The organism is Mucilaginibacter sp. GW822-FHT03E02 (assembly GCF_058801545.1).
The window spans coordinates 6,194,664-6,210,770 of the sequence record NZ_JBXANJ010000001.1; the positions used below are offsets into that span (position 1 = coordinate 6,194,664).

Below are 16,107 nucleotides of genomic sequence, written 5' to 3' on the forward strand. Positions count from 1 at the left end.
CGGCGAATTAAGAAATTACAGGATTATAGCTTGCTTACGCTTAAACCTTAAAAGGGTTCTTTATAACAAAACAATGCTTTATATTTGGCTATACCTGATTATAAACCACCTGTCGCCGGGAAATATATTGACCCTTTGGTTGACTTTGCTTTTAAGAAGATATTTGGCAGTGAGCCTAATAAAGATTTACTGATTGCTTTTTTAAATGAAGTGTTCAGGGGGCGCAAGCATATTGTCGACTTGGTTTATAACAAAAATGAGCACCCCGGTGATTTAAGGGACGAAGGTGCAGCCATATTCGATTTGCTGTGTACAGGAGATAAAGGCGAACGCTTTATAATAGAAATACAACGTGGCAGACAAGGTTACTTTAAGGAAAGGGCGTTGTTTTATACCAGCCGGCTTATAAGCGACCAGGCACCCAAAGGTAAACGCAGCGAATGGGCTTACTATCTCACAGAAGTGTACCTGGTTGCCTTACTGGAGGATTTTACTCTTCAGGTAAGCCCTGCACATGAATACCTCCATGATATTTGCCTGTGTAACAGGGATACGGGTGAAATATTTTACGATAAACTGGGATACACTTATGTGGAATTGATTAAATTTGTAAAAAAGGACACCGAACTGGAGACTGACCTTGATAGATGGCTGTATGTTTTAAAGCACCTTAGCCAAATGGATAAAATTCCGGTTTACCTGCGGAAACCTATATTTGAGAAATTGTTCAGTATTGCAGAATATACCAACCTTACAAAGGAGGAAAAAACGATGTACGATAGCAGCTTAAAATACAAATGGGATAATAAGAATGTGCTGGATTATGCTGTGAAAGAAGGCATAGAAAAAGGTATAGCACAAGGTATGGCACAAGGTAAACTTGAAGAAGCTATAGCCATTGCACGTGAACTCAAAAAAGAAGGCTTAACCATCGAATTTATTGCAAAAACCACTAAACTTTCTATCGAAGAAATAGAAAAGCTTTAATGAAGATGTACGATAGCAGCTTAAAATACAAGTGGGATAATAAGAATGTGTTGGATTATGCTGTGAAAGAAGGCATAGAAAAAGGTATAGCACAAGGCAGACTTGAAAAAGCTATAGACATCGCCCGTGAATTAAAAAAAATGGGTATGTGTTTAGAAGGCATTGCCAAAGGCACTAAACTTTCTATCGAAGAAATAGAAAAACTTTAACGTGCTATCTAATAGTTGCTTAACTACAAGTAAAAAATAAGGAAAATAAAGTGCCAATCTGGTAGAATCCTTAAATTGTGCTAAATTCAAACTGGTAAACATAGCCGTTTACCGGTACGTTTAGCAAAAAATGATCTGCACGCTTATACTTCACATTCAAAAAGCCAATTAGCCGTGTACCGGGGAGCAAAGTGTTTAGTTTCAGATAACCCTCGTTTATGTTTTGCTTCATCACATAAAGTTTATAACCCGAAGTTGAATCGGCATGAGCCGCGAAAGCTTTATTTGCTATTAACTGGTACCCTTCGGGGTTTAACAAAGCTGCATTTGCAAAAGCGCTAAAGCCCGGGCTCCATTTTTGCTTATGGCTTACCCGCGATGCGTAGACATCAGATGACAGTACATCAACCGGGATCATTTTATCGTCCTTCTGCAGGATAGCTGTTACCTCTGCCGGATCAAAATTAAACTGCTCCTTTGTCCCGTTTTCGATGGTAATATAAATCTCAAAATAATCGCCCCATAACTGCTGCATCGAAAACCTGGCGGCTATACTTAAACCGCTGGCTGTAGTGTAAAACTGAACCGGCTGGCCATCCTGGAATATGACATTTTTATCAGTAAACCTGCCAAGTTTTTTATCTGTTGTAGCCAGGTTTACGGGCATTTTAGTAAGATAGGAATAGTTTACCGCAACGCCATCGGGCATGTAAACCTTGTAAAAGCTATCAATGGGGTTGCCATGAACAAAATCGTTCTCCTGTATTTTAGTTCCTTCTTTATCAAATAGTAGTTGCTTGCCGTCTAACAGCCCTTCGGCATCAAAACTGCCTTGTTTTATCTGCCGTCCTTTTTCATTATACGTAATAATAGTACCGGTCCACCTGCTTTTGGCATCGTTGCGCTTATCAATATAAAGCGCTTCGCCTTTATTGTAGGTTTTGCCGCTCATATAAAAATCTTCAACGGTGCCTATTGGTTTATCGCTGGTGTTAAATTTTACCCTCCTGTAAAAAAAAGCGTTCTTTTTATCATCCAAACCCTTTCCGTTTTTATCATAATAAAGGGTAGTTACCTCCTGTGCTTTAACGGTATTGTTTGCAAGCAGCAATAAAGCACATAAAGCGCTAATTGTTAACAATTTCGGTTTTAATGATAAGGCCATATAACAAATATAACAGATAATCATTATGGTTAAAATGCATTAGTAAATTTTGCCAATTTGATAAAAACCGGTGTTTCTGAAAACCAGCTAAATTTTATTAGCTATAAGAATTTTAAAACCCTATTTTTAGCGCCGCAAATAAGGGCACCTACCCGCCCTTTATTTTAGGTTAACAAAACAGCAATGAAAGTTTTAAAATTTGGCGGTACATCTGTAGGCAGTCCGGCCCGCATGAAAGCACTGCTTGACATTATTGACCCTACAGAAAGACAAATTGTTGTACTTTCGGCAGTATCAGGTACAACAAACAACCTGGTTGAAATTGGACAGGCTTATCTAACCGGGGATAAAAAGAAAGCAATTATCCTGATAAGCGCATTAAAGGATAAGTACGAATTATTTATAAAGGAACTTTTTGCCAATGCTGAATATCTAAAGCAAGGTAAGGAAGTAATTGACTATCACTTTGCTTTACTTAATAACCTGGCCAATAATAATTTTACAACTATAGAAGAGAAAATAGTTTTAGCCCAGGGCGAACTGCTATCTACCACATTATATCATGTTTACTTAAAAGAGATAGGTGTGCCATCGGCATTACTGCCTGCTTTAAGCTTCATGAAAATAGATGAGGACAATGAGCCTATTGTTGATTACATCACCGAAAAAATAACTCCGCTACTTGATAAACAGCCAGAGGTTAATTTATTTATAACGCAAGGGTTTATTTGCCGGAATGCTTTTGGCGAAATTGACAACCTTCGCCGTGGCGGCAGCGATTATACAGCATCGCTTATAGGGGCCGGCATCCGCAGCGAAGAGGTACAGATTTGGACGGATATTGATGGGATGCACAACAACGATCCGCGGATTGTAAAGGGTACGCAACCCATAGCCCAGCTATCATTTGATGAAGCTGCCGAGCTGGCTTATTTTGGTGCTAAAATATTGCACCCGCAAAGCGTGTTCCCGGCACAAAAGTATAAGATACCGGTACGCTTGCTCAACACCATGGATCCGCAGGCAAAAGGTACGTTGATAACCAACACCAGCGAGAAAGACAAGATAAAATCTATAGCCGCTAAAGATGGCATTACAGCCATCAAAATACAAAGCAGCCGGATGTTGCTGGCACATGGTTTTTTGAGAAAGGTATTTGAGGTATTTGAACGATATAAAACTTCTATAGATATGATAACCACATCGGAGGTGGCAGTTTCGTTAACCATAGATGACACCACTTACCTTGGCGAGATAACCAGCGAACTTAACATATTTGGTTCGGTAGAGTTGGATGTAAACCATACGATCATTTGCGTAGTGGGCGATTTTGGTGCCGAAAAACACGGCTATGCGGCAAGAGTGCTGGAAGCCGTAAAACATATCCCGTTAAGAATGATATCGTACGGTGGCAGCGACCATAACTTATCATTACTGGTTAAAACCGATGATAAGGTGGAAACGCTGAGAAGCTTGCACAATAGGCTGTTTTGATTTCGGAATTGGGGTTTTCGATTTTGGATTTAATTCAGAAAGTAAATTTTATCTTAATAAGATGCAGATACAAAAGGCGGCAATTGCTGCCGAAATACAGGTATTTAATACAAAAAGTTTTAAGGTAAGCTTTCTGTCATGATACAATTTATAGCTGGATAAAAGACCGGCAAATACACAAACAGATACACATAATATAACCGACAGATTATTCTTCATTACTATGTTTAGTAAAGCTAATATAAATAAATTTCAAGAGTTAGATACCCCTTTCTATTATTACGACATGGGTGTATTGCGCCAAACTTTGGAAGCCTGCCGTGATGCCTCGGTAAAACATGGCTTTCATGTACATTATGCCATGAAGGCAAACTTTAACCCCAAGGTGCTGGATATGATCCAATCCTTTGGTTTTGGTGCCGATTGTGTGAGTGGTAACGAGGTTAGGGCTGCCATTGAACATGGTTTTGACATAGGCAAAGTAGTTTTTGCGGGAGTAGGAAAATCAGACCGCGAAATAAACTACGCGCTTGATGCCGATATTTTTTGTTTCAATGTTGAGTCGGTTCAGGAGCTGGAGGTGATTAATGAACTGGCTGCGGCCAAAGGCAAAAAGGCCAATGTAGCCATCCGCATTAACCCTAATGTTGATGCACATACACACCATTTTATTACCACAGGTTTAGATGAGAATAAATTCGGAATCAATATATGGCAGCTACCCGATGTGGCTACGGCCTTGCGCAAATGTGCCAGCCTGCAATTTTTAGGTATTCACTTCCATATAGGCTCACAAATTACCGATCTGGAGGTTTATAAAAGCCTTTGCACCCGCATTAACGAAATGCAGGACTGGTTTGAAGACCATGGTTTCCCGGTTAAAGTACTAAATACAGGCGGTGGCTTAGGTGTTGATTATTACAGCCCCGACACCAACATTGCCGATTTTGAAAATTATTTCCAGGTATTTAAAAACTTCCTGAATGTTAAACCAGGGCAGGAGGTACACTTTGAGCTTGGCCGTGCGCTGGTTGCCCAAAGCGCATCGCTGATATCGAGGGTACTGTATGTGAAAAATGGCAAAAAGAAAAACTTCCTGGTATTGGATGCCGGCATGACCGAACTGATACGCCCGATGCTTTACCAGGCTTATCACCAGATAGAAAATATAAGTCAAAAGTCAAAAGTCAAAAGTCAAAACCTGGATAATGGCAGCCTCACTCACAACTCGCAACTCACAACTCACAACTTAAAATATGATGTAGTAGGTCCTATCTGCGAAAGCACAGATTGTTTTCAGAAGGATGTTGACCTGCCGGAATCATTCCGTGGCGACCTAATTGCCGTGCGCACTGCAGGAGCATATGGTGAAGTTATGGCTTCAGGTTATAACCTGCGCGATAGGGTGGGTAGTATTTATTCAGAATAATTGCCGTTAAGTAAAAAGCCTTAAGTTATGAGTCTTAAGCCCTGAGTTTGAATTTTTCTTCTGACTCCTGACTAAAGACTTTCTACCATAGACTTCTTAAAACTTTAAGCCAACCCTAAACTGTACATAGGTACCGCCTTCAACTACGGCAAAATATTGTTTCAATTGTATGAAATAGGAGAATGCAACATAAGTAGGCGTTTTGTAAGTTACATAGTCATTTTTATTGTTGTTGTAAATGTTATCGTTGCCAAATGTTTCGCCAACAAATATCCTGAAACCCATCTGGGTATTAGGCTTGCGGCCGTGAAAAACAATTTCGCTGGTTAAGCCTCCTGTGAACAATTCGGTACGGGTATCGGTATAAAAGTTAGGATCGCCGGTTACGTCCTTCCTGAATTTGGCATAATCGCCAAACTCATGGCTATAAGCCGCTTCAAAACCAATAATCCTGATATCGGTACGCCCATCATTATTGATATAGAAGTTGCCCGATAAACGGCCACCTACCGCGCCAAAGAATTTGTCTTTAAAGTAATGGGGGTCGCCCTGCTGTAAATCATAATTGGAGTAATTGCCCAACGATGTAAATGCACCATAAGCCAGGTTAAAGTTTTTGAAAGTGTGGGCTTCGCTGATGTTTAACTGGCCACTGGTAAGCTGATCGCTAAGGTTATTGCCAAAATCGAGCACGAGGCCCGCAGATACATAGGTAGCCGATTTAACACTATCCATCGACATCGGTTTAGGCATGTAAGCAATATCGCTTTTATGCAGCGCCGGGCCGTAAACATGATCGCTGCATGAACTTAACAAACCCAAAAGAAGCGCTGCCGACGGTAAATAGTATTTTATTTTCATAAAGGTATATTGGTTAAGAATTTAGGACTGAAAAATCTTTACCAATAATACGCTAAAAACCTAAGTTATGTAACAAAGCCCTGCTAATAAATAGCGTTCTGCCTAAAATGCCAGGGCTTCTATGTACGGGTCATTAAAATCTTCTGAAAAATGGAGTACATTATCCAGGTGTTCAAACTCTTTGGCAACATGGGTGGTAGTAAGCACCACAGCTTTCATACCTGCGTTGGCTGCTGCTTCAACACCCTTGGGTACATCTTCAAATACTATACAGTTGGCTGGTTCGGCATTTAAAAGCTGCGCTGCCTTTAAAAAGGTTTCGGGATGGGGCTTACTTAAAAGCACGTCATCGGCGCTTACTATTGCCGCAAAATAATGCCTTATGTTCAGGTTATCCAGCACAAAGTCGATATTGAACGGGATTGCGGCCGAACCTATAGCCATCGGGATACCATTTTGATATGCAGCTTCTAAAAACGCTCTTAAACCGGGTAAAAGTGCCAAATGGGGTAAAAATTCCTGCTGGTATTTTTGCTCTTTTTTGTAAGATAGATCGTTCATCTCATCAACAGTAAAGCGGTTGGCGCCAAACATCCTTACCAGTACTTCGGGATTCTTGCCGTACATCTCTTTTTTTACTTCATCCCAGGAAAAATTGCCGCCTAACTGGTCGTTTAAAAGCGTTTGCCAGGCTTTGGTATGGTAGGGCATGTCATTTATCATGGTGCCATTAAGGTCGAATATAAAGGCCTTCATAGTATCTTTTGAATTTTGGCGCAAAATACACTTTATAAAAACTAAAAATTGCTTCCCCACGTATATTCATATAGTACACCGGCAGAATTTTAGTTAACCACATAGTTAATGTGATATTTAAAGCGTAGCTAAAATAATAAGGACTGTGTTGTGGTTGTTTTTGCGTGATTATTAATTTTAGCAAGCCCATTGGCCCAAAAGGCCGGAGGGCTTTTTTATTGATAGCTGGTTTGGCTATCGTGCCGCGCTCACGCTAAAGTTTGATGGTAGCACCAATATCAAAATAAAATATACCGGGTTTGCTTATCATGCTGCCGGTGATATTTGCCGGCAGCTTATTTTGCGAGATGGCATATGAAGGCGTAGCATGAAGTATCAGTACGCCCATTTTGTAGGCCATTGGTACCAAAAACTCGTAATCAAGCAGGTTAAATTTACTCAGCCTGGCTTTTTGTTTAGCCAGCGCTTTTGAGGTATTGGCTGCAAGTTTGTATTTTTTTTGTGTAAGATAGGCGTCGTAAAAATTTTGCGTACCTCCGTTCACCTCGGCCAATGGCGAGATAACAAAAAAATCGTCATCGTTGATAATACCTGTAGTTATGAAATCGTGGGATAAGCCTGCATTTACAAAAATATCGTTTTTAAACCCTTTGCTCACAAAGTTATAATCGGCGCCTATAGTAGGGGTTATAATACCTGAAATGTCATAATCAAGGCTTGTGTTGATAGTACTATTTATTGACGAACCTATTTGGGTACTGTTTTTATTGTAAAATAATTTTGAAAATGAGGTTTCGGCGCTCAGGTTATCGGTAATATCAAAATCATACCCCCCTGTAAGGTTTCCTTCGTCAAGTTTGCCGGTAATTCGGTTGGGTATATAAGTAACACTGCCCGAAAAATATATGCCGTTGCTAAAAGTATACTTAATATCAGGTATTAGCATCGGGGTTTTTATGGTATCTGCACGCCCCATAATTACATTGTTGCTCAAATAACTAATACCAAATTTGAAAGCGCCTGCTTTGTCATTTTTATCACTCTTGTCTGTTTTATCAACTTTATCGGTTGGGTTACTTTGAGCGAGAATTCGATTTGTGCAAAGCAAACAAAAAGTAGTTATCAATAGTGAGGCGTATATAATTTTCATTCTTTTTTATACATCGATCAAATGGCTGCTATTTGGCTTTGCCTTAATTATAAAAATGGGAATACCAGTTGTTGGCCCGGCTCCCTGCGGCAGGATAGGGAATACGATTTGATATAAAAAAAGCTGCTCGTTTAAAAGCAGCTTTTTTGTATCAAAATTACATTTTACCTTACATGTGTTGCGTGGTGTTTTACCACGTCATGTTTGGTCTGCCTTATTTCTTTCTTTATATCTTTTACTTCTTCCTTGGCTGTCAGGCGTACTTCTCTGGCAGTTTTAATATTTTTCCTTGCAGCTTTTACATCCTCTTTTGCAGTTGCAAGGTTGGCTTTGGCGGCGGCTATAGTTACTTTATCTGCTTTTTGAGCAATGGCTGCATCCAGTGTTGCCTGGGCGGCGGCCAGTTCAGACTCGGCAGCTGTTAAGTTTGTTTTCGAGGTTACTACTTCTGTTTTAGCTGATGTTACTTCGGTTTTGGCAGCAACAAGCGTCACCTTTTCGTCTGCTTTTACGGATGCAGCGGGGCTTGGCGTTTGAGCGAAAGCCACGGCCGAAAATAACGTACATAGCGTTAACAGGATTATGCTTTTCATGACTTTTTTTGGTTAGAGTTGGTTATGGTTGTTTACGTTTTTTGCAACTACTTAGTTACACGCATATGACGTAACGATTATCAAAAGGTTTAAGTGCAACTGGCCACAAATATAATATTTCTGGTGCTTAATTTTCAAAACAATTGTATTGTTGGATATGCCATTACATGCAGGTTTCTTGCCACAGTGGCGTAAATTTAATTTGAAAATTTGAGAATTTGAAGATTTAAAAATTAGTATTTAGGCTTTCAAAGCATCTGATTTTTAATTATTTAATTGTTGTTGATGTGCTTTGTTTTTCAAAACAGGTATTTTCGTTCCTGAATCTTCAGATTCTCAAATCTTCAAATCAATAAAATTTTCCCTACCTTGGCGCCTTTAATAAATAACATAATGCAAAAAGAAGGAACAGTAAAATTTTTTAATGAAACAAAAGGTTTTGGATTTATTACACCTACAAGTGGTGGCCAGGACATTTTTGTTCATTCAACAGGCCTGATCGATGAGATCCGCGAAAACGACAAAGTTGAATTTGAAGTTGAAAACGGCAGAAAAGGTTTAAATGCGGTAAATGTAAAAGTTATCTAAGTATAATATAACCATTAAGCATACCAGGCATCCGCTTTTCAGTGGATGCCTTTCTTTTTTTAGTCATTGGGCATTTCGCTGCGTTGTTATAAGGCTGCGCCGTCATTAGTCATCGGTATTTCAATGTCCAAAGATTCCAAGGTACAAAAGTCTTAACTCTTGATTCTTCTTCCTCCCAAAACTGGCATTGTTGTTGTTCTAACTTATTCAAGTTAAATCATATCTACAAAAACAAAAAGTAACCATGAAAGATCAAGCAAAAATTATAGCCGCACTGTTAGTAGGTGCAGCAGCAGGAGCTGCGTTGGGTTTATTGTTGGCGCCCGAAAAAGGCAACGAACTTAGAGACGATATTGCCGACTATATAAACGACCTGGTTGATACAGCTAAAAACAAGGCGCAAACAACTGCCAGTGGCATAAAACAATATAGTAGTGATGCCGTTGAAAGGGCCAAATCAAAATTTAATGGCACCGTAAGCGATCTTTACGATTATAAAGATGATGCTTTGGAAGCAGCAAAATCAAAGGCAAGGGCTGCTACAGAAAAGGTACAACATGTAGCCGAAGAGGTTGTTGATGACGCTAAAGCAAAAGTAAAGACTACCGCAAACAACTGGAACAATACTATACAAAATGCATAATTTTTAGTACTAAGCTAAAAACAAAAAAAAACCGGCCAGAAATAGCCGGTTTTTTTTGTTTGAAATATTATTGATCTTATTTAATAGTGAACGTGTTATTATTCTCGGTTGCGTCCATGAAAATGCCACCGTCTAAGGTTACAGTTTGAATTGTTTTGGCAGTTTTAATGTTTACCAAAATCTGTTTTTCATTTTTTTGCCAAACGGCAGGCGTCTGGTGTTTGGTTTCAGTCGTCCCATCGGCATAAGTTATTTTCACATCAAACGGAATGGCAAAACCGCCAACGTTTTTTATATCAGCAGTATAACCATCTTTAACCTTGCCAACTTTTACCAGGTTAAGGTCGATGTAGTAATTGGTGAAAAACCAGTTATTAAAAAACCAATTGAGGTTAGCGCCGGATATATTGCTCATGGAGTTAAAGTAATCCCATGGTATCGGATGCTTACCGTGCCAACGGTCCATATAGCCATGCAGGGCTTTTTTAAACAGGTCGTCGCCAAGCATATCTTTCAAAGCGAAATAACTTAATGAAGGCTTACCGTACGAGTTATTACCATAGCCGCCCCTCAATTCGTTCGACATGGTGATGATAGGTTGGTCTTCGGCAGATGATGCATCATGAATCCATCCGTTTATCCTGAAGTTTTTATAAAGTGCATCGGCTTTTTCGGCGCCCACTTCGTCGGTACCAATCAAACGTTCAAAAGTTGTGGCCCAGCCTTCATCCATAAAGGCATAACGGCTTTCGTTAATACCCATATAGAATGGGAAATAAGTATGTGCAATTTCATGATCTTGAACAAAGGCGGCAAACTGAATGTCATCGGTATGACTGTCATTAACCATCATAGGGTATTCCATATCGGCAAAACCTTGGAAAGCTGTCATCTTAGGGAAAGGATAAGGTACGCCCGGCCAGTTGTGCGATAACCAGCTTAACGAATGACGGCCAGCCTGCACGGCATGATGAAAATCTTCTGATTTATCTAAAAAGGCAGCTTGCATGCTTGCCCTGCGGTGTGTGGCATCGTCAACAATGGCGCTTGCAGCATCCCATACATAATGATCGCTGATGCCAACTGCCATATCGCTGATGTCATTGGCTTTCCAAACCCAGCTGTTTTGGTCTTTTTGTGCTGTAATTTCTTTTTTGGCAAGGTCGGCGGCAGTTGCTACATGTATGGTCGAATCGCTGGTCATGGATATTGCCAGGCGTTTGGCGTATTCTGGTTGTAAAACCTGGTTAGGGTTTTGCAAAGTGCCTGTTGCCCAAACTATATAGTTTTTAGGGGCATTTACGGTAAGGGTGTAATCGTTAAAATCGTTATAAAACTCCTGTGCATCTAAAAAAGGCAGCCTATCCCAGCCGTTATAATCGTCATAAACCGATACACGCGGGTAAAAATAAGCCAGGTAATAAGAGGTAGAGTCTATCATACCCTCGCGGCCGCTTTGTAACGAGATCTGGAAGTGCCAGTCGATATCCAGTTTCACCGAATCATGCGGCATTAAAGGTTTTGTTAAACTTACTGCCATATTGGTTGAAGCCCCCTTACTATTAACTTTTTTGGCCTCGCCATTAATCAAAAACTTATCAAACTGAATGCCGCTGGTCAGGTAATCTTCGCCTGCATCTCCAAACCGGGCAACACCTGGTTTGTGAATATTCAGAATCAGCTTCATATTAAGCCTTTTCAGTGTATCAGTGCTGTTATTTACGTAACTTATTGTTTCTGATCCCTTGATATTCCGGTCTGGCGGCAGGGCTGTGATGGTGATGTTATAGGTGCCGTGGTTTTGCCAGTATTTTTGCCCGGGTTTGCCATCGGCCTGGCGTGTTCCTTTTGTAAACGCCTTTTGAATATCGCGTGGCATGTACAAGGATTGGGCCCTTACCTGCGTCAACGCAAAACAAGATAACGCGCATAACGCGATTGGTTTGATCAGTTTCATAATATAAATAAATTCAGTGTGTCAACTTTTGTAAAGATGCTTTTAACATCAAATAGTTACAAACTAAATAAAAATTTAGCGCACCTACTTACTGGTCAGTTTTTCGTAACAAAATTGTAACATCTTTTTAATTGAGAGTAAATAGTTTGCGATTATGGGAAATATTTTTTTTATTTGTTCAAGTTATTTTAATAGGGGTATTAAATAACTAATATTTAAGCCATCCGAACTTGTTCGGGTGGCTTTATTTTTTCATAATGAGCTTTTAAAGGCTATTTACTCCTCGGTAAGGTACTCCTTTGATATAAGCACAAACAGGCGGTCGTTGTCTGTCGATTCGTCAAAACATTCTGTAAGTAATTGGTTAACCTTATCGTATTTCAACAATTTGGCAACCATCATCAGCATTCGGCAGGATGTAATATTGATATGCTCAAGCAATTGGAGGTACATGATGATGTCCATGTCGCTCAAAATAGTTATTTCCTGTTTTTCATCCAGGCAAAACTCATCTTTGACAATTGATTTTATGGGGTTGCAATTTTTACCCGATGGCGTTTCGCCCATATAGGCATAAACTTCGTCCATACGGGCTATCTGTTTTTTAATATCTCCCCAAAACTCGTGTATGGCCAGCTGTAAATTATTGAAAGAAGCCAGGCTTATAATGTGCTCCATGTTATTATTAAGATAACACTTGCCAAAATAAATGCGGTTAAGGTTGTGTAAAAATACCTGTTTTAACGAATAATGGTTTAAGTGATTAGGGGTACTATAGCTCATGTTTTTTTAAATAAGATATCGTGAAAATTGGATTTACTTGCCGGCAGTATGTCCAAAATTAACACTAACAGCGTTAAATTTATATTTTAATGTGCCTATATAAGCTAACTTTGCCTGCTGATAAGCATAACTATGAAATATAAATTAGGCGATTTTGTTCGGTTTGTTGACGAAAAAATGGAAGGTTTTGTAACCCGCATTATTGACGACCAAATGATAGGCGTAACCGGAGATGACGAATTTGAAATACCGGTGCTGGCCAGCAAAGTAACAACGGTACATGGCTATGAACCTGCAGGGACAAAAAAGGCAGCTATAGCTGATGAAAAGCCTGTTGATTTGGGATTATTTGACAAAAAAGGCATTTATATTGGGGTCGTAGCCGATTTAAAAGCTCCTTCGGTAGTTCATTTTCATTTGGTTAATACCACATCGTTCCAGTTATTGGCAGCCTTTAACACCGAAAAGCAACAGATATTTAAAGGCGAGTTTGCCGGAATAATAGCTCCATCATCCACAGAAAAAATTTACTCGGCTCAATTGGCCGATTTGCAATTGTGGCCATTGTTTACTTTCCATATTGTTTATAACACCAAACAGAATATCGAACCTCCTTTACCATTGGTTGTAAAGGAAAAATTTAAGGCAAAAGATTTTGCATCAACCAAAAAACAGATTCCTTTATTAAACCAGGCCGGCTGGCTGATAAGGCTTGACGAGCCGGATTTGGTAATAGATGCCCAAAAACTAAAAGAAAGCTTTTTTAAGCCTGCCGAAGAAAAGGCTGTATTTGAAAAGCCGGTAAGCGAGGTTGATTTGCATATCGAGAAGCTGCGCGATGACCACCAGTTTTTACAGGCCAGCGAAATGATTCAGATTCAGCTGGCCCACTTTCACAAAGCGCTTGACTCGGCCATAGTTCATCAGCTACCTGATATTACATTTATTCATGGGGCAGGCAACGGCATATTACGGCACGAACTACATAAACTATTGGGCAAACACCCCAAAGTGCAAACCTTTATGGATGCACGTAAGGAGAAATTCGGCTACGGTGCCACGAAGGTGATCCTGAAATAAAACCACGTAGATAAAACCCGCGGTAGTGTAAATAAGATTGCGGGTTTTATTTACCTGAATACATTTTCTTTTACTAAAAACAAGGGCAGTGAGCCATGATCTAACACGCGTGAGTGAAAGTCCCTGATGTTAAAATCCTTGCCCTGCTTTTTTTGCAATTCCTCTTTCCAGTGCAGTATTTGTAGCGCGCCGTATTTGTAGGTAACTACCTGGGCGGGCCAGCGGCGCATGCGGGCAATTTCGCGCAAGGCAATATCATCCTGGTTGCGGATGTTCTTTTTCCAGAAGGCAAGAGCCTGTTCATCTGTCCAGCCATAATAGTTTAGGCCAACATCAAGTGGTACGCGTACCGAGCGTACGATATCCCATTCCCACTTGCCCAACTCATCATAAGGCGTTTGGTATACCCCCAGTTGTTTGCCTAATTCTTCGGTATAAGCACCCCATCCTTCGGCAAAGCCCATGTAATAAAAAAGCTGCTGTACAGCCGATGTTTTGGTTTTACTTTCAACACTTGCCTGGTAGTGGTGCCCCGGCACGGCTTCGTGTATAAACAGCCAATCGTATTGGCGCTTGTTATAGGGCTTATCAAAAAGATTATAGTAAAAAGTGTTGTTATCGTAATAGCCGGGTGTTTGCGCAAGTTGCCTGCTTTCGCCTGCCTTGATTTTTAAAGGGTTTGGCTGTGCATCATTAAATAACTTAGGCAGGTTGGTATATATAATTGCTTTGGTGTGCTCAAAGCTTTGTTGCACTACTTTGGGGTCGCTTTCAAAAAAAACAGCATCATTTAAATGTTTATAAAAAGCGTCATCTGATAAGCCGGTTTGTTGCCGTACTAATTCAATGTGTCGCTGTACGCGGGCCACTTCTGTCAGGCCAAATTTGTAAATCTCGTCGGGTGTTACATCCGCGCTTACCCATCGTTTTAATAAATAGGCATACCATGCTTTACCGTTCGGGATAGTTATAATGCCGCCCGCGGATATTTTGTCCGGGCGATGTTTTACCCATTCCTGTTCCAGCGCCAGGCGCTCCCGGTTTATGCCGGTTTCATAAGTAATCAGGTTATAGTCCAGCTTTTGTGCCGGCGTTAGTTTGTCGGCTTTATAATTTAAAAGGCCCGACTGCGCCCAGGTAAAAAAAGCAACTTGCTTTTGTATGCTTTCGGCAGTGCCAATGTGTTCCATCCCGCTTACATAACTCAGTTCAAGCTGCGGCAGGTTAAGGGCATTGTAATCCTTTACAAATTTGTCCGAAAAAGCATCAAACTTTTCTTGCGCATCCGCACTAAATACGCACAGCATTAAAAAGTAAAAGCAGCATAAACTTATCTTCATCAACTGGTATTTGAATGGTTAGTATATTCGATGATATTTTGGCGCTGATGTTACAAAAACATGCGCTTTATAATGTAAATTGTAACCGCTATGTATAAATGCATCTTTATTATTTTGCTTCTAATTATAGGCAATAAAACCATCGCGCAGGTAAATTATCCCGATGCGATATTACCAACTGACACCCCAAGGCTTTTTGCTAAAGGACTACTAACAGACGGACTCAGCAACCGCGACTTTACCATATCGCCAAAAGGCGACGAGATATTTTATACTTTACAACAGCCCCGTTTTGTAACCAGCACTATTTTACACCTGGTTAAAAATAATGGTAAATGGAGCAAGCCACAGGTTGCCCCATTTTCGGGCCGGTATAAGGATTTGGAAGCAGCGTTTTCGCCCGATGGGCAGACGGTTTATTTCTCGTCAGACAGGCCTACGGCAAGCAACCCCACAAAAAAGGACTTTGACATTTGGCGGGTTAAGCGCAAGCCGAACGGTACATGGACAGGACCGGAGAACTTAGGTCCGACGGTTAACACAGATAAAAATGAATTTTACCCCAGCATAACCCGCAGCGGCAACTTGTATTTTACGGTAGAAGCCGACTATGGCAAGGGCAGCGAGGATATTGTAATTTGTAAACCGGTAGCAGCGGGCGGTTTTGGCAAGCCAGAGAGCCTGCCCGAAGACATCAATACCAAATATGATGAATTTAACGCTTTTGTTGACCCCGACGAGGAATTTATCCTCTTTAGTTCGGATGGCCGGCCGGATAACCTTGGCCGCGGAGATTTATATATAAGTCGTAAAGATAAAGCAGGTAACTGGCAGCCCGTAAAGCATCTGCCCGGGCCTATTAATTCTATCGCTATTGATTACTGCCCTTTTGTAACATGGGATAAAAGGTACCTGGTATTTACCAGCAGCAGGTTAAATAAGGATTTTACAAATGGTAAATCCAAAACTTACGAGCAATTAAAAAAACTGTTAAGTGGTGCGGGAAATGGCTGGGATGACATTTATTGGGTAAAATTCAACCCCGATTGGTAACAATGGAATGGGGAGACTT

General features: G+C 40.4%; 16 protein-coding genes. 8 read left to right on the forward strand and 8 right to left on the reverse strand.

The window, feature by feature from the left end:
• Positions 1-90 precede the first annotated feature (90 nt).
• Positions 91-987 (forward strand): Rpn family recombination-promoting nuclease/putative transposase, encoded by an 897-nt coding sequence (locus AC1RM2_RS25930; protein WP_492988274.1) that lies wholly within the window; start codon positions 91-93, stop codon positions 985-987.
• Positions 987-1,196, forward strand: a complete 210-nt coding sequence (locus AC1RM2_RS25935) for a hypothetical protein (RefSeq protein WP_492988013.1) — start codon at positions 987-989, stop codon at positions 1,194-1,196. Before AC1RM2_RS25930 ends, AC1RM2_RS25935 begins: the two co-directional genes overlap by 1 nt.
• A gap of 70 nt (positions 1,197-1,266) precedes the next feature.
• On the opposite strand, the gene AC1RM2_RS25940 is transcribed toward AC1RM2_RS25935, so the two are convergent.
• Positions 1,267-2,361 (reverse strand): hypothetical protein, encoded by a 1,095-nt coding sequence (locus AC1RM2_RS25940; protein WP_492988014.1) that lies wholly within the window; start codon positions 2,359-2,361, stop codon positions 1,267-1,269.
• Between the two features lie 183 nt (positions 2,362-2,544).
• On the opposite strand from AC1RM2_RS25940, the gene AC1RM2_RS25945 reads away from it, so the two are divergent.
• Entirely contained in the window at positions 2,545-3,855 is a 1,311-nt protein-coding gene (locus AC1RM2_RS25945) for an aspartate kinase (protein ID WP_492988015.1), read from the forward strand.
• Between the two features lie 223 nt (positions 3,856-4,078).
• Positions 4,079-5,284, forward strand: coding sequence for a diaminopimelate decarboxylase (lysA, locus tag AC1RM2_RS25950; RefSeq protein WP_492988016.1), 1,206 nt, complete (start codon positions 4,079-4,081; stop codon positions 5,282-5,284).
• Between the two features lie 96 nt (positions 5,285-5,380).
• On the opposite strand, the gene AC1RM2_RS25955 is transcribed toward lysA, so the two are convergent.
• The 4 genes from AC1RM2_RS25955 to AC1RM2_RS25970 all read right to left on the reverse strand — a co-directional run bounded on the left by AC1RM2_RS25955 (position 5,381) and on the right by AC1RM2_RS25970 (position 8,644).
• Positions 5,381-6,145, reverse strand: coding sequence for a hypothetical protein (locus tag AC1RM2_RS25955; RefSeq protein ID WP_492988017.1), 765 nt, complete (start codon positions 6,143-6,145; stop codon positions 5,381-5,383).
• Positions 6,146-6,247: 102 nt separating this feature from the next.
• On the reverse strand, positions 6,248-6,901 hold the full coding sequence (locus AC1RM2_RS25960) for an HAD family hydrolase (protein WP_492988018.1): 654 nt from the start codon (positions 6,899-6,901) through the stop codon (positions 6,248-6,250).
• A gap of 253 nt (positions 6,902-7,154) precedes the next feature.
• Complete coding sequence (locus tag AC1RM2_RS25965; RefSeq protein ID WP_492988019.1) at positions 7,155-8,051, reverse strand: hypothetical protein; 897 nt, start codon at positions 8,049-8,051, stop codon at positions 7,155-7,157.
• A gap of 164 nt (positions 8,052-8,215) precedes the next feature.
• Positions 8,216-8,644: a hypothetical protein gene (locus AC1RM2_RS25970; protein ID WP_492988020.1), complete on the reverse strand. Its 429-nt coding sequence runs from the start codon at positions 8,642-8,644 to the stop codon at positions 8,216-8,218.
• A 393-nt stretch (positions 8,645-9,037) separates the two neighbouring features.
• Between AC1RM2_RS25970 and AC1RM2_RS25975 the strand changes: the two genes are divergently transcribed.
• On the forward strand, positions 9,038-9,232 hold the full coding sequence (locus AC1RM2_RS25975) for a cold-shock protein (RefSeq protein WP_090644815.1): 195 nt from the start codon (positions 9,038-9,040) through the stop codon (positions 9,230-9,232).
• A gap of 244 nt (positions 9,233-9,476) precedes the next feature.
• Positions 9,477-9,875 (forward strand): YtxH domain-containing protein, encoded by a 399-nt coding sequence (locus tag AC1RM2_RS25980; RefSeq protein WP_492988021.1) that lies wholly within the window; start codon positions 9,477-9,479, stop codon positions 9,873-9,875.
• A 76-nt stretch (positions 9,876-9,951) separates the two neighbouring features.
• On the opposite strand, the gene AC1RM2_RS25985 is transcribed toward AC1RM2_RS25980, so the two are convergent.
• Together AC1RM2_RS25985 and AC1RM2_RS25990 are read right to left on the reverse strand one after the other, a co-directional pair.
• The gene (locus tag AC1RM2_RS25985) at positions 9,952-11,832 is read right to left on the reverse strand and encodes a M1 family metallopeptidase (RefSeq protein ID WP_492988022.1); all 1,881 of its coding nucleotides are present in this window, start codon (positions 11,830-11,832) and stop codon (positions 9,952-9,954) included.
• Positions 11,833-12,108: 276 nt separating this feature from the next.
• The gene (locus tag AC1RM2_RS25990) at positions 12,109-12,615 is read right to left on the reverse strand and encodes a DUF892 family protein (RefSeq protein ID WP_492988023.1); all 507 of its coding nucleotides are present in this window, start codon (positions 12,613-12,615) and stop codon (positions 12,109-12,111) included.
• A 132-nt stretch (positions 12,616-12,747) separates the two neighbouring features.
• Here AC1RM2_RS25990 and AC1RM2_RS25995 point away from each other — a divergent pair, with 132 nt between their 5' ends.
• The gene (locus tag AC1RM2_RS25995; RefSeq protein ID WP_492988024.1) at positions 12,748-13,695 is read left to right on the forward strand and encodes a Smr/MutS family protein; all 948 of its coding nucleotides are present in this window, start codon (positions 12,748-12,750) and stop codon (positions 13,693-13,695) included.
• A gap of 50 nt (positions 13,696-13,745) precedes the next feature.
• On the opposite strand, the gene AC1RM2_RS26000 is transcribed toward AC1RM2_RS25995, so the two are convergent.
• Complete coding sequence (locus AC1RM2_RS26000) at positions 13,746-15,035, reverse strand: DUF885 domain-containing protein (RefSeq protein ID WP_492988025.1); 1,290 nt, start codon at positions 15,033-15,035, stop codon at positions 13,746-13,748.
• Positions 15,036-15,149: 114 nt separating this feature from the next.
• On the opposite strand from AC1RM2_RS26000, the gene AC1RM2_RS26005 reads away from it, so the two are divergent.
• On the forward strand, positions 15,150-16,088 hold the full coding sequence (locus AC1RM2_RS26005) for a TolB family protein (RefSeq protein WP_492988026.1): 939 nt from the start codon (positions 15,150-15,152) through the stop codon (positions 16,086-16,088).
• Positions 16,089-16,107 lie beyond the last annotated feature (19 nt).

Coding starts and splice junctions, on each gene's coding strand:
- AC1RM2_RS25935 (WP_492988013.1), top strand. CDS start 987: ATGAAGATGTACGATAGCAGCTTAAAATACAAGTGGGATAATAAGAAT.
- AC1RM2_RS25945 (WP_492988015.1), top strand. CDS start 2,545: ATGAAAGTTTTAAAATTTGGCGGTACATCTGTAGGCAGTCCGGCCCGC.
- AC1RM2_RS25985 (WP_492988022.1), bottom strand. CDS start 11,832: ATGAAACTGATCAAACCAATCGCGTTATGCGCGTTATCTTGTTTTGCG.
- AC1RM2_RS25940 (WP_492988014.1), bottom strand. CDS start 2,361: ATGGCCTTATCATTAAAACCGAAATTGTTAACAATTAGCGCTTTATGT.
- lysA (WP_492988016.1), top strand. CDS start 4,079: ATGTTTAGTAAAGCTAATATAAATAAATTTCAAGAGTTAGATACCCCT.
- AC1RM2_RS25960 (WP_492988018.1), bottom strand. CDS start 6,901: ATGAAGGCCTTTATATTCGACCTTAATGGCACCATGATAAATGACATG.
- AC1RM2_RS26000 (WP_492988025.1), bottom strand. CDS start 15,035: ATGAAGATAAGTTTATGCTGCTTTTACTTTTTAATGCTGTGCGTATTT.
- AC1RM2_RS25975 (WP_090644815.1), top strand. CDS start 9,038: ATGCAAAAAGAAGGAACAGTAAAATTTTTTAATGAAACAAAAGGTTTT.
- AC1RM2_RS25970 (WP_492988020.1), bottom strand. CDS start 8,644: ATGAAAAGCATAATCCTGTTAACGCTATGTACGTTATTTTCGGCCGTG.
- AC1RM2_RS25965 (WP_492988019.1), bottom strand. CDS start 8,051: ATGAAAATTATATACGCCTCACTATTGATAACTACTTTTTGTTTGCTT.
- AC1RM2_RS25995 (WP_492988024.1), top strand. CDS start 12,748: ATGAAATATAAATTAGGCGATTTTGTTCGGTTTGTTGACGAAAAAATG.
- AC1RM2_RS25990 (WP_492988023.1), bottom strand. CDS start 12,615: ATGAGCTATAGTACCCCTAATCACTTAAACCATTATTCGTTAAAACAG.
- AC1RM2_RS25955 (WP_492988017.1), bottom strand. CDS start 6,145: ATGAAAATAAAATACTATTTACCGTCGGCAGCGCTTCTTTTGGGTTTG.
- AC1RM2_RS25980 (WP_492988021.1), top strand. CDS start 9,477: ATGAAAGATCAAGCAAAAATTATAGCCGCACTGTTAGTAGGTGCAGCA.